The sequence below is a fragment of the Aquabacterium sp. genome (assembly GCF_035476535.1).
GTDB lineage: Bacteria > Pseudomonadota > Gammaproteobacteria > Burkholderiales > Burkholderiaceae_C > Pseudaquabacterium.
The window spans coordinates 58,499-70,643 of sequence record NZ_DATILJ010000125.1 but is presented as its reverse complement, the minus strand read 5'-3'; the positions used below and the strand labels follow the sequence as shown (position 1 = coordinate 70,643).

General features: G+C 70.1%; 10 protein-coding genes. 6 read left to right on the top strand and 4 right to left on the bottom strand.

All coding sequences use genetic code 11. The features are described 5' to 3' along the window. Nucleotides 1–3: 3 nt before the first annotated feature. The gene (locus VLK61_RS12795) at nt 4–1,680 is read right to left on the bottom strand and encodes an AMP-binding protein (RefSeq protein WP_325421728.1); all 1,677 of its coding nucleotides are present in this window, start codon (nt 1,678–1,680) and stop codon (nt 4–6) included. A 101-nt stretch (nt 1,681–1,781) separates the two neighbouring features. Here VLK61_RS12795 and VLK61_RS12790 point away from each other — a divergent pair, with 101 nt between their 5' ends. Both VLK61_RS12790 and VLK61_RS12785 read left to right on the top strand, forming a co-directional pair. Beyond that, on the top strand, nt 1,782–2,831 hold the full coding sequence (locus VLK61_RS12790) for an AraC family transcriptional regulator (RefSeq protein ID WP_325421726.1): 1,050 nt from the start codon (nt 1,782–1,784) through the stop codon (nt 2,829–2,831). Between the two features lie 215 nt (nt 2,832–3,046). Next, on the top strand, nt 3,047–3,868 hold the full coding sequence (locus VLK61_RS12785; RefSeq protein WP_325421724.1) for a hypothetical protein: 822 nt from the start codon (nt 3,047–3,049) through the stop codon (nt 3,866–3,868). On the opposite strand, the gene VLK61_RS12780 is transcribed toward VLK61_RS12785, so the two are convergent. Beyond that, complete coding sequence (locus tag VLK61_RS12780; RefSeq protein WP_325421722.1) at nt 3,757–4,302, bottom strand: hypothetical protein; 546 nt, start codon at nt 4,300–4,302, stop codon at nt 3,757–3,759. The two genes, VLK61_RS12785 and VLK61_RS12780, sit on opposite strands and share 112 nt — an antisense overlap. 326 nt (nt 4,303–4,628) lie before the next feature. Here VLK61_RS12780 and VLK61_RS12775 point away from each other — a divergent pair, with 326 nt between their 5' ends. After that, entirely contained in the window at nt 4,629–5,264 is a 636-nt protein-coding gene (locus tag VLK61_RS12775; RefSeq protein WP_325421720.1) for a DUF4082 domain-containing protein, read from the top strand. Between the two features lie 74 nt (nt 5,265–5,338). On the opposite strand, the gene VLK61_RS12770 is transcribed toward VLK61_RS12775, so the two are convergent. Continuing rightward, on the bottom strand, nt 5,339–6,397 hold the full coding sequence (locus VLK61_RS12770) for an asparaginase (protein WP_325421718.1): 1,059 nt from the start codon (nt 6,395–6,397) through the stop codon (nt 5,339–5,341). Nucleotides 6,398–6,460: 63 nt separating this feature from the next. Between VLK61_RS12770 and VLK61_RS12765 the strand changes: the two genes are divergently transcribed. Beyond that, the gene (locus VLK61_RS12765) at nt 6,461–7,342 is read left to right on the top strand and encodes a DMT family transporter (RefSeq protein WP_325421716.1); all 882 of its coding nucleotides are present in this window, start codon (nt 6,461–6,463) and stop codon (nt 7,340–7,342) included. Between the two features lie 15 nt (nt 7,343–7,357). Here the strand turns inward: VLK61_RS12765 and VLK61_RS12760 are convergent, their stop codons facing one another. Further along, a complete protein-coding gene (locus tag VLK61_RS12760) occupies nt 7,358–9,652 on the bottom strand; it encodes a helicase-related protein (RefSeq protein ID WP_325421714.1) in 2,295 nt (764 codons plus the stop codon). 172 nt (nt 9,653–9,824) lie between these two features. On the opposite strand from VLK61_RS12760, the gene VLK61_RS12755 reads away from it, so the two are divergent. Both VLK61_RS12755 and VLK61_RS12750 read left to right on the top strand, forming a co-directional pair. Further along, entirely contained in the window at nt 9,825–11,303 is a 1,479-nt protein-coding gene (locus VLK61_RS12755) for a sensor domain-containing diguanylate cyclase (protein ID WP_325421712.1), read from the top strand. Beyond that, nucleotides 11,284–12,123 carry a DUF429 domain-containing protein gene (locus VLK61_RS12750; protein ID WP_325421710.1) on the top strand — a complete coding sequence of 280 codons (840 nt, stop codon included), beginning with the start codon at nt 11,284–11,286 and terminating at the stop codon, nt 12,121–12,123. Before VLK61_RS12755 ends, VLK61_RS12750 begins: the two co-directional genes overlap by 20 nt. The last annotated feature ends 22 nt before the right edge of the window (nt 12,124–12,145 follow it).

Sequence of the window (12,145 nt, the reverse complement as noted above, 5' to 3'; positions counted from 1 at the left end):
ACTTCAAGCCGTGCGGCCGACGCTGATCTTCAGCGCGTCAATCATCTGCTGGCGCATCACGAATTTCTGCACCTTGCCGGTGATCGTCATCGGCATCTCATCGACGAAACGAATGTAGCGCGGCACCTTGTAGTGGGCGATCTGGTCGCGGCAGAAGTCGCGGATCTCCTCCGCCGTGCAGGCCTGGCCGGGCTTGAGCACGATCCAGGCGCAGACCTCCTCGCCGTACTTGGCGTCCGGTACACCGAAGACCTGCACCGACTGCACCTTGGGGTGGCGGAACAGGAACTCTTCGATCTCGCGCGGATAGACGTTCTCGCCGCCGCGGATCAGCATGTCCTTGACGCGGCCGACGATGTTGCAATAGCCCGCCTCGTCGATCGTCGCCAGATCGCCGGTGCGCATCCAGCCCTCGACGATGGCCTCGGCAGTGCGCTGTTCGTCGCCCCAGTAACCCTGCATCACCGAGTAGCCGCGCACCCACAGCTCGCCGGGTTGACCGACTGGCAGCGTGCGCCCATCGACGTCCACCACCTTGGCCTCCAGGTGCGGCTGGATGCGGCCGACGGTGGCCACGCGGCGCGCCAGCGGGTCGTCGGTCGAGCTCTGGAACGACACCGGCGAGGTCTCGGTCATGCCGTAGGCGATGGTCACTTCCTGCATGTGCATCTCGGCAACGACACGCTTCATCGTCTCGATCGGGCAGGGGCTGCCGGCCATGATGCCGGTGCGCAAGCAACTCAGGTCGAAGCTCTTGAACTGCGGATGATCGAGCTCGGCGATGAACATCGTCGGCACGCCGTGCAGTGCGGTGCAGCGCTCTTCGGCCACCGCGGCCAGTGTGGCGCCGGCCTCGAAGCTTTCACCCGGGAAAACCATCGCCGCACCGGTGGACACGCAGGCCAGCACCGCCAGCACCATGCCGAAGCAGTGGTACAGCGGCACCGGAATGCACAGCGCATCGGCCTGCGAAAAACGCATCGCTTCGGCAATGAAACGCGCGTTGTTGATGATGTTGTGATGCGTCAGCGTCGCGCCCTTGGGATGGCCGGTGGTGCCGCTGGTGAACTGGATGTTGATCGGCTGGCTGGCCTGCAGCGCGGCCGCCGGGGCTGTTGCGTCACGCCGCAGCAGGTCGGCGTAATTCAGCATGCCGGGTGTGCGCGGCTCACCCATGCGGATCACGCTGCGCAGGTCCGGCAACCGCGCCGCCTGCAACTGGCCGGGCGCGCAGTGCGCGAGCTCGGGCGCCAGCGTCTGCAGCATCTCGAGGTACTTCGAGCTTTTCAGTTGCTCGGCCGAGATGATCGCGCGGCAGCCGGAGAGTTTCAGCGCGTATTCCAGCTCGGCCAGCCGATAGGCCGGATTGATGTTGACCAGCACCAGGCCCAGCCGCGCCGTGGCGAACTGCGTCACCAGCCATTCGGCGCGGTTGGGCGACCAGATGCCCACGCGCTCACCGGGGCTTAAGGCCAGGCCGTGCAGGCCGGCGGCCAGCGCTTCGACCTCGGCCGCGAACTGCGCCCAGGTCCAGCGCAGGCCCTGCTCGCGGAACACCACCGCCGGGCGTTCGCCGAAGCGGGCCACGGTGTCGGCCAGCAGCTGGGCCACCGTCGTGTCCAGCAAGGGCACATCGGTGCGGCCGCGCACATGCGCGAGCCCGGTGATCGGCAGGACCATGCTCGTCTCCCGGTGGTGGAGTGCGAAGCTTACGCATCCACGGGGTGCAGCGGGCGCCGCACAGGTTGCAAATCGTGCCAATGGCCGCCAGACTGCTGCGCATGACGCGACGATCCTCCGCGGCGCCGGCCGTTTCTCCTGCCGTGACACCGATCGCCTTTGTCAAGGCGATCCTGCTGGCCTACGACAAGTACGGCGCCGATCCCGCCGGGGCGCTGGCACGGGCGCAGATCGCGCCAGCGATGCTGCGCCGCAGCGGCGCCTGCATCACGGCGGCGCAGATGGAGGCCATCTCCGGCTTCGCGATGCAGCAGCTGGACGACGAAGCGCTGGGCTGGTTCTCGCGCCGCCTGCCCTGGGGCAGCTACGGCATGCTGAGCCGGGCCTCGATCAGCGCACCGAACCTGCAGCTGGCTCTGAAGCGCTGGTGCCGCCACCACGGCCTGCTGACCGATGACCTGCAGCTCACGCTGCAGACCGACGGTGCGACGGCGCGGCTGCGCATCACCGAGCAGCGCGCACTGGGCGCCTTGCGCGAGTTCTGCCTGGTCACGCTATTGCGCAATGTGCACGGCGTGGCGTGCTGGTTGATCGATTCACGCATCCCGCTGCAGCAGGTGCTGTTCCCGTTCAGCGCGCCGCCGCATGCCGAGGTCTATCCGCTGCTGTACCCGGGGCCGGTGCGCTTCGACGCCGGCGCGGCCGGTTTCGACTTCGACGCCGCCTACCTGGCCTTGCCGCTCAAGCGCGACGAGCGTGCGCTGAATGCGATGCTGCAGCGTGCCTTGCCGCTGACCGTGCTGCAGTACCGGCGCGACCGGCTGCAGACCCAGCGGGTGCGCCAGTTGCTGCGCGCGCGACCGCAGGCCGCGCACAGCGCGCAGTCGCTGGCGCAAGCGCTGCACTTGTCGGTGCGTTCGCTGCATCGCCAGCTCGCCGAAGAAGGCACTTCGCTGCAGGGCCTGAAGGACGAAGCGCGGCGCGAGCAGGCCCTGGACCTGCTGTGCCGCAGCCGCCGGCCGATCAAGCAGGTGGCGCAGGCGGTGGGCTTTGCCAGCGAGAAAAGTTTCGCGCGCGCCTTCAAGCAGTGGACCGGCCAGACGCCGAGCGAAGCCCGCGCCGCACCCGCGCAAATGCCCAAGGCGCCATGACGCCGGCAGTTCTCGGTCTCGCTCGACACACGCTTTTTGAGCGATAGGTTTCGACATCCCGCGCACGGCCGACCCTCCCTAGATCGCAGCGCTCCGGCGGGGCCACCTTCCGCAATGCGACGGATGTGAGGCCGGGCAGGCCCTCCTACGCTGGTTTGCATCGTTGTCGGCACGCCTGCTGGCTGTGCCGACCCACTACTTCGCCGGGAGCTGCCATGCCCATGCTCGATCTTCGCCTGCAAGCCGCCACGCCGCTGGACGAAGCGGCGCTCGCTGATTTGCTGGCGCTCAATTTGCGAGTTATGTACCGATTGTCCGGTGACAGCTACCGAGTGCGTGGCGACAGCGCCGCGGCCCTGGCCGACGTGGCGGCGCTGCCGTTCGCCAGCAGCGTGACGCCCTTCAACGCCGCCGAGAAACTCGACACCACGCTGGCCGCCATGGCGCAGGCCGTGGCCGTGGCGACCCTCGGCCTGAGGCCCGCCGCCGCCGGCGCCCGGTCTGCCGCCCAGCCACCGGTACGCCTGCTGGTGACGCTGGATGCGCCGCGCGGTCCGGCCACCGAAACCACCAGCGGTGCCGCGGCGCTGGCCGCGGCGACCACCGCCACCACGCTGGAACTGGGCACCATCGGCCAGCTGATCTCGCACGCGCGCCGGCGCGTGGTGATGGAGGTGCCGGCCCACCGTCTCCACGAGGTCGCCGCGCTCGACGGCGTGCTGCAGGTGGAGATCGAGCCGGAGGCACGCCCGCAAGGGCAGCGTCTTGACGCCGCCGGCCGGCATCACGGGCATGACGGGCCTGACGGTGAATGTGATCGGCCGCACGACCAAGGATTTCCGCTTCACGCACGTGGTGCGGCAGGACATCCGCAGCTGAGCCCCGAGGCTCGGCCGCCGCCGGCATCACGCGCCGGCGGCGAGGGTCAGCGCGGATTCTGGCGGATGAAGTCAGCGGCCATGTCGCGCGCCAGGTCGGCCGGCGACAGCGTGTCCAGGCTGCGCAGCAGCAGGCGCATGTCGCGCTGGCTGGTGTAGATCGGCTCGCCGATCATCAGCATCGCCCCCGGGCCGGCCAGGTTGCGCACTGTCGCCAGCGGGTGGGCACGCAGCCGCACCACCAGCAGCTGGGCCTCGTCGTCGGCAAAGATCGTGGTCTCCAGCAGCTGGTCGCAGCCGCCGTCCTGTGCGCGGTCCAGCATCGTGCGCACGTTCGATGGCAGGTCGCGCGCTTCCACCGGCAACGGCAGCCGCAGCACGCGCCAGCCGGCCCGCTGCAACTGCCCGGCCACCTGCGCGTTGAAGAGATTGTTGACCTGGTTCCACGCGGTGTTGGCCTCGTGGTCGTCCAGCGCCAGGTTGCGGCCATGGCCGACCACCAGCGTGCAGGCCGGTTCAGCCGCTCGCAGCGGCGCAGCGGCGGCCAGCGCTGCAGCCAGCAGCAGCGGCGCCAGCCACGCCGCTCGCAGCACCGCAGGCGATCCGGGCCCCGGGCGTCGGCGTGAATGCGTCATCGTCAGACCATTCTGCGCCAGGGCCTGTCGCGCACAGCGCTCCACCGCCACGGCACAGGGGACATGAACGAGCCCAGAGCTTGAACCGCCGTGAGTGCGCCCAGCACTGACGTGGCCCCAGGGTATCCACGGCCCCCATCCAACAGCGCCATCCCCCCGGAACCGGAGGGGGTGGGCGAGCGAACGGGCTAACGATTGACTAATGGTCTTCAGGGAGAGTGGCTCCACACCCTTCCCCACCCCACGGAGCCCGCATGACCCGCCTCACCTTCCGATTGAATCCCTTGGCCGCCGCGCTGACGCTGGTCCTCACCGGCCTGGTCGTGCCGCTGGCGCAGGCCGCTGAAGCGCCGGCCTACGCCTTCACGGGCTCCGGCATCTACTTCGGCGATGCTCCGGTCACCGTCGGCTTCATCTTCACCGCTCAGCAAGCGATGCCGCTGAGCGCGCTGGGGTTTTACGACCACCAGCAGGACGGCCTGAACCAGGCGCATGAGCTTGCGCTGTTCAGCAGCTCCGGCACGCTGCTGGCCACGGCCACGGTGGCGGCCGGCACGTCTGCCCCGCTGATCGGCGAATATCGCTACGCCACGCTGGGCAGCACGTTCATGCTGCAGGCCGACACACAGTACGTGTTGGCCGCGCAAACCGAAGCCACGGATGGCTATCGCTTCGCCAGTGCACCGCTACCGACGCTGACAGTGGATCCCCGGATCACCATCGGCAACAGTGCCGGCGTTTACCACTACGGGCCCAGTCTGGTGTTTCCGCAGACGGTCCTCTATGACATCTATGCCTCACCCAACATGCTGCTGCCGGCGGTGCCCGAGCCCGGCACCTGGGCGCTGATGTTGGCTGGCGTTGCCGCTGTGGCTGGCTTGGTCCGCCGGCGCCGCGCCCTGATCGCGCACCGGGATTGATGCACCGCATCCGCCAGGGCATCTGATGCCGTGGCGCCTGCGGGTGGCCGGCAGCCACCGCAGAGGCCGATAGTTCAGCTCGCGGCCAAAGCCGTGCGCAGCCCTGCGGTGGCCCGCAGCGCACCAACCTCGATGCCGTTCCAGTTCTTCAGCCGCAGCTCGCTGAAGCCGCGCAGGAATTCGCGCTCGCCGTCGTCCAGCCCCGCCAGCGCTTCGATCACCGCGGCCATCACCACCTCGGCCGCGCGGGCGTTGTTGCCGTCGTCCATCTTGATCGCCACGCCCAGGCCTGGGTCGGGCAGCGCGGCGCAGTACACACCTTCGGCGCCGACCTTGCAGAACACCCGCTCGCCCAGCCGTTCCATCACCCGCGTGTCCATGCGCCCGCTGCCGGCAACGAAGAAGGGTGATGCCGCCACCGCCGCGCGCAGCCGCCGTGCGGCCCGGGCATGGCCCTCGCTGAGCCCGAGGCCGGTGCCGATGCGCGCAAAGGCCCGCGCCAGGTTCTGCAGCGGGATGCCGTAGGTCGGGATCGAGCAGCCGTCGGTGCCGACCGGTGCCTGGCGCAGGTCGGCCCCTGTCGTGGCCTGCAACGCGGCGGTGATCTCGCGCATCACCGGATGCGCGGGCTGCAGGTAGCCGCGCACGAAGGCCCGCGGCTCGGCGCCTTGCGCGCGTGCCATCAGGCAGCCGACGCAGATGAAACCGGCATGCTTGCCCGAGCAGTTGTTGTGCAGCGCCTGCGGCTCGCGGCCTTCGCGGGCCAGCGCCTTCATCGCGGTGTCGTTGCTGGGCCAGTGTGCGCCGCATTCCAGCGCGGCGGCATCCAGCCCGGCCTTGGCCAGCATGCTGGCCGAGGTGGCCGCATGGCGCGGCTCGCCGCCATGCGAGGCGCAGGCCAGCGCCAGTTCGTCGTTGCTCAGGCCGAAGGCATCGGCCGCGCCGCTGGCCACCAGCGGCAGCGCCTGCAGCACCTTGACGGCAGAGCGCGGGAAGATCGGCCGCGTGATGTCGCCCAGCGCGAAGCGCAGTGCGCCGTCGGCATCGACGATGGCCAGCGCGCCGCGGTGCACCGATTCGACGGCGTCGCCGCGCAGCGCGTGGACCAGGTCAGGGTTGGTCGGGAAGCTCATGCGGCACTGTAGCGCTGCACGTGCCTGTCCGGTACGCAGGACCGGCCCGGGGACAATCACCCCATGCCCCTGACCGCCCTCGCGCTGGTGCTCGTCGCCGCGCTGCTGCATGCCAGCTGGAACATCGTCGCCAAGAAAAGCAATGGCAGCCGCCATTTCGTGATGATGGGCGCGCTGATGATCATGGTGCTCTGGGCTCCGCTGGGGCTTGTGCTGGCCTGGCAACAGGTGCCGGCCTGGGGCTGGCGTGAATGGGCGCTGCTGCTGGCCAGCGCGCTGGCGCACCTGCTGTACTTCAACGTGCTGCTGGCCGGCTACCGCGCCTCCGACCTGACGGTGGTGTACCCGGTGGCGCGCGGCACGGGTCCGCTGGTGAGCTCGTTCGTCGCGGTGCTGCTGCTCGGTGAGACGCTGGGCGCGCGAGGCGCGGCCGGCGTGCTGGGCATTGCCGGCGGCGTGTTCCTGATCGCCGGCGGGCCCAAGCTGTGGTCGGCGGCGCATGACCCAAGGCAGCGCACCCGCCTGCGCGCCGGCGTGGCCTGGGGCGCCGCCACCGGCCTGCTGATCGCCACCTACACGGTGATCGACGGCTATGCGGTGAAGGTGATGCTGATGTCGCCGATCCTGGTCGACTGGGTCGGCAATGTGCTGCGCATCCCGTTCATGCTGCCGGCGGTGCTGGCCGACCGGCCCGGCTTTGTGCGCGACCTGAAGACGCAGTGGCGGGCCGCGCTGCTGCTGGCCGCGATCAGCCCGGTGAGCTACACGCTGGTGCTGTACGCCGTGCAGATGGCGCCGCTGTCGCATGTGGCGCCGGCACGCGAGGTGTCGATGCTGTTCGCCGCGCTGATCGGCGGCCGCCTGCTCGGCGAGACCGACCGCGGCCTGCGCCTGATCGGCGCGGCCTGCATCGCCGCCGGGGTGATGGCGCTGGCCTGGGCTTGAGCCCGCAGGCGCGCTTCAACGCCGCGTCCGGCCGCGCGCCTGCCACAGCGGCTTCTGCGCCTTCAGGTGCCGCTCGATGCCGTCGTTGAGCCGGCGCCGCAGGTCCTGCACCGCATCGAGCTGGCCGTAGACGCCCGGGAAGCGCAGGTCCAGCCACAGCCACAGCGTGCAGGAGCGCAGCGCCAGCTCCATGCGGTCGAGCCGGCTGTGTTCATCCACTTGCTCGAGGAAGGCCGGCGCCTGGACTTCGCCGTGCCGGGCGTGCTGCCAGGCCCATTCCAGGAAGTCCTGCAACTGCCCTTCGTTGCGCGTGTCGGTGGGGGCCTGGGCGTAGATGAAGCGCTGGTTCAGCGCCAGCGTGGCGGCCACATCATCCAGCCGCGCGGCCAGCTCCAGCATCTGCTCCAGCTTGGCCACCTGGAAGTGCGCATCGTCCAGCCGCAGCTGGTGGATGAAGACATCGAGCACCGCGCGCAGCTTGTTCAGCCCCAGCCGCGCGGCAATGGTCTGCAGGTGCCAGGGACCGGGCGCCACCGGCGCCTTGAAGCCGCGCGGCGCGCGCGGCAGCTTGGGCAGCAGCTCCTTCAGTTCACGCGCGGCGCCGGGCTCGGCTTCGCGCAGCACGCCGACGAAGCCTTCGTCGTGCATGCCGTAGCGGCCGGCACGGCCGGCGATCTGGTGCACTTCGGATTCGTTCAGCGGCCGGTCGCCGACACCGTCGAACTTGCTCATGGTGCTGAACAGCACGCGGCGGATCGGCAGGTTCAGGCCCATGCCGATGGCATCGGTCGCCACCAGGATGTGCGAGGCGCCATTGGCATAGCGCTCGGCCTCGCGGCGGCGTACTTCGGGCGGCAGCGCGCCGTAGATCACCGACACCGGGTGGCCGTTGGCCGCGATCTGGTCACGCAGCATCAGCACGTCGCGCCGGCTGAAGGCCACCACCGCATCGCCGTGCTTGAGCAGCGCGATCGGCACCGCCGCGGGCAGCAGCTGCACATGCTGCTTGCGCTCGAAGGGGCGCACCGTGCAGCTTTCGCCGCACAGGCGCAGCAGGTTCTCGATCGCCGGCACCGCGTAGGCCGAGCAGATGATCAGCAGCTCGTTGGCCGGCACGCCGACGATGGCCTGGGTCCAGGCCCAGCCCCGGTCGGCGTCGAAGAGCATCTGCGCTTCATCGATCACCGCGATGTCGATCGCCTCGCGGGTGTTGACCATCTCGATGGTGCTGGAGACGATGCGGGCATCCGGTGCCGGCACGTTCTCTTCACCCGTCAGCAGTGAGCAGGGCACGCCGCGCGCCACCAGCCGGTCGCGGCCCTCCAGCGCCAGCAGGCGCAAGGGGGCCAGGTAGGCGCCATCACGGGCCAGCGCCAGGCGTTCGAAGGCGGCGTGGGTCTTGCCGCTGTTGGGCGGGCCGACGTAGAGCGTCACCGTGCGCTGCAGCTGGCGCGCGGTGGCAAAGGTGTCGGGGTAGCCCTGGAAGGCCAGGTCGCTGCTCAGGCCCTGCAGCGCTTCCATCTCGCCGACCTGGTGTTCCCAGCGGTCCTGCGCGCGGGTGCAGGCGGCCAGCAGCGCCGGCAGGGCTTGCGGCTGGGCACATTCGGCACGCAAGCGCGGCAGCAGCGAATCGATCTGGTCCGGATGGCCGGACAGGCTGCGCGCCAGCAACGACTCCAGGTGGGCCAGCACCTCCGGGGCCTGCGGCCAGCCCGGGGCCGGGCCCAGCGCCTGCAGCAGTGCATCACGCTCGCCGCTGCGGTAGAAGTCCCACACCGGGTCGGCGGCAATCGGTTCGCGGTAGGCCAGCGCCACTTCATCGCCGGTGGACAGCTGCAGCGGCTGGCTCAGCTGCCGATCCCAGCCGCGGCCGACGCGTGCGATGCCCAGGCCGTCGAGCAGCACGCTGCGCTCCTGCATCAGCGCGCGCACCGTCGGGCCGTTGCCCACCGCCGCCAGGTGCTGCAGCGCGGCGTCCATGTGCTCGGGCGCGATCCAGCGACTGGGCCGTGCGCCGGCGGCGGCTTTCTGCAGCTGGACCAGGCCCAGGCCGTCGAGCAGTTTGTCGCTGCCGGCGTGGCGCTCGTCGTCGTCGAAATCGTCGGGCCGCAGCACCTGCGGCAGGTTGTAGGCCGCCTGGCGGATGCGCGCCACCTGCGCCGCGCCCAGGTGGCGCGGCACGCGCGACAGGTGCGATGGATGCGGCAGCTTGACGCTGTCGGGGGGCAAGGCGGGCGCGTGGTCAGACGCCAGCGCGGGCGCGCTGTCGGGCAGGGTTTCGGGCAAAGTGTCGGGCAAGGGTTCGGGCACGCGGCCGGATGAGGGGGTGCCGCCACAGGCACGCGGGGTGGCGCAAGCGGGGGCACCGGACCCCGCACTCTAGCGCGATGGCCGCGCTGGCCCCCTGCCCGCCGCCCCGCCGGTCACGCAGCGAAGCGTGCGAGACTGCCCGCCACGCCCTCGGACCCCGCTCGTTCCCGCCATGAATCCCGCCCCGCTCACACTGCCCGCACCGGACGCAGCCGACCTGACGCAGATGTTCGCGCTGGCGCCGGTGTCGCTGTGGCTGGAAGACTTCAGCGGCCTCGCGCGGCTGTTTGCGCGCTGGCGCGCCGAGGGCGTGCACGACCTGCGCGCCCACCTGCGGGCCGACCGCGCGCGCATCCACCAGTGCACGCGCGAGCTGAAGGTGCTGCAGGTCAACCGGCGCACGCTGGAACTCTTCGGCGCCACCAGCCAGGACGAACTGCTGGCCGGGCTGGACCGGGTGTTCCGCGACGACATGCTGGACCACCATGTCGAGGAACTGGTGCAGCTGTGGAGCGGCGCGCTGGCCTATGGCAGCAGCACGGTGAACTACACGCTCGACGGCCGCCGGCTCGACGTGGCGCTGCAGGTGCGTGTGCTGCCCGGGCATGAGGCCACATGGGACCGCGTGCTGCTGTCGCTGGAAGACCTCAGCGCGCGTGAGCAGGCGCGCCGCGCGCTGCAACGCAGCGAGCGCTACGCACAGGGCCTGTTCGAACATTCGCCGGTGTCGCTGTGGGTCGAGGACTTTTCCGGCGTCAAGCGCCTGATCGACGAGGTGCGCGCCCAGGGCATCGTCGACTTCCGCGTCTTCACCGATGTGCACCCCGAGTTCGTCGAACGCTGCATGGCCGAGATCCGCGTGATCGACGTCAACAAGCAGACGCTGACGATGTTCCGCGCACCGGACAAGGCCACGCTGCTGCAGCGCCTGCCCGACATCTTCCGCGACGAGATGAAGCGCCCTTTCACCGAGCAGCTGATCGAGCTGTGGAGCGGCAAGCTGCAGCAGCAGCGCGAGACGGTGAACTACGCGCTCGATGGCGAGGTGCTGCACGTGCACCTGCAGTTCGCGGTGCTGCCGGGGCACGAGGAGGACTGGTCGCTGGTGCAGGTGTCGCTGACCGACATCACCGCGCGGCGCAAGGCCGAGGCGTATCTCGAATTCCTGGGCAAGCACGACGCGCTGACCAAGCTGCGCAACCGCTCCTACTTCGACGATGAACTGAACCGCCTGGAGCGCAAGAGCACCTGCCCGGTGGCGCTGCTGGTGATCGATGTGAACGGGTTGAAGCCGGTCAACGACGAACGCGGCCACCGCGCCGGCGATGCGCTGCTGCGCCGGGTGGGCGAGGTGCTTTCCAAGGCGGTGGAGCCGCCGGCCACTGCGGCCCGCATCGGCGGCGACGAATTCGCGCTGCTGCTGCCGATGGCCGATGAACACGCAGCGGATCAGATCGTGGCGCAGATCGGCGCGCTGGTGGCGCTGAACAACCAGTTCCACAGCGGCGATCCGCTGAGCCTGGCGATCGGCGTGGCGGTGTCCTTGCCCGGTGAACGGCTGGAAGCGGCGCTGCACCGCGCGGACAAGCTGATGTACACGCAGAAAAAGGCGTATCACGCGACCGCAGAGCATGACCGCCGCCGCGACTGAGCGGTCGGCCGCGCTGCTGATCGGTGTCGACTTCTCCAGCCGGCCGACGCGGCGCAAGCCCATCGTCGTGGCGGTGGGGGCGCCGCACGCGGCGCTGGTCAAGGTGCTGCGGCTCGAGCGTTTCGAGACGCTGGAGGCTTTCGGCGCCTGGCTGCAGCACACGCCGGCGTGGGTCGGCGGCTTCGACCTGCCCTTCGGGCTACCGCGCGAGCTGGTCGAAACCCTGGGCTGGCCGCTGGGCTGGGCGCCTTGTGTGGCGCATTACGCAGCATTGGAGCGGCCAGCGATCCGCGATACGTTTGCGGCGTTCTGCGCGGCGCGGCCGGTGGGCGGCAAGTTCGCGCACCGGGCCTGCGACGGACCGGCCGGTTCGAGCCCATCGATGAAGTGGGTCAATCCGCCGGTGGCCTACATGCTGCATGCGGGCGTGCCGCTGCTGCGGGCCGCCGAGGCGCATTTTCCGGCACATGAGCAAGTGCGGGCCGACGCGGCGCGGGTGGCGCTGGAAGCCTATCCGGGACTGCTGGCGCGCGAAGTGATCGGCCAGCGCTCGTACAAGAGCGACGATGCAGCCAAGCAGACGCCGGAGCGGCTGATTGCGCGCAAGGACATCGTCGAGGCGCTGGAACAGGGCCGGACACGCTTGTCGCTGCGCTTGAAGCTCACGGCGGCGCAGCGCGATGCCTTGGTGGCGGATGCCTCGGGGGACGCGCTGGATGCCGTGCTGTGCCTGCTGCAGGCGGGCTGGGCGGCCCGCCTGCCGGGGTGGGGCTTGCCTGCCGGCGTGGACCGGCTGGAAGGCTGGATCGTCAGTGCTTGAACCCTGGCAAGACTGAACAGGC

What these genes read in the sequence shown, in the direction of transcription:
- VLK61_RS12795 (WP_325421728.1), bottom strand. Translation starts at nt 1,680, where the DNA reads ATGGTCCTGCCGATCACCGGGCTCGCGCATGTGCGCGGCCGCACCGAT.
- VLK61_RS12790 (WP_325421726.1), top strand. Translation starts at nt 1,782, where the DNA reads ATGACGCGACGATCCTCCGCGGCGCCGGCCGTTTCTCCTGCCGTGACA.
- VLK61_RS12785 (WP_325421724.1), top strand. Translation starts at nt 3,047, where the DNA reads ATGCCCATGCTCGATCTTCGCCTGCAAGCCGCCACGCCGCTGGACGAA.
- VLK61_RS12770 (WP_325421718.1), bottom strand. Translation starts at nt 6,397, where the DNA reads ATGAGCTTCCCGACCAACCCTGACCTGGTCCACGCGCTGCGCGGCGAC.
- VLK61_RS12765 (WP_325421716.1), top strand. Translation starts at nt 6,461, where the DNA reads ATGCCCCTGACCGCCCTCGCGCTGGTGCTCGTCGCCGCGCTGCTGCAT.
- VLK61_RS12755 (WP_325421712.1), top strand. Translation starts at nt 9,825, where the DNA reads ATGAATCCCGCCCCGCTCACACTGCCCGCACCGGACGCAGCCGACCTG.
- VLK61_RS12750 (WP_325421710.1), top strand. Translation starts at nt 11,284, where the DNA reads ATGACCGCCGCCGCGACTGAGCGGTCGGCCGCGCTGCTGATCGGTGTC.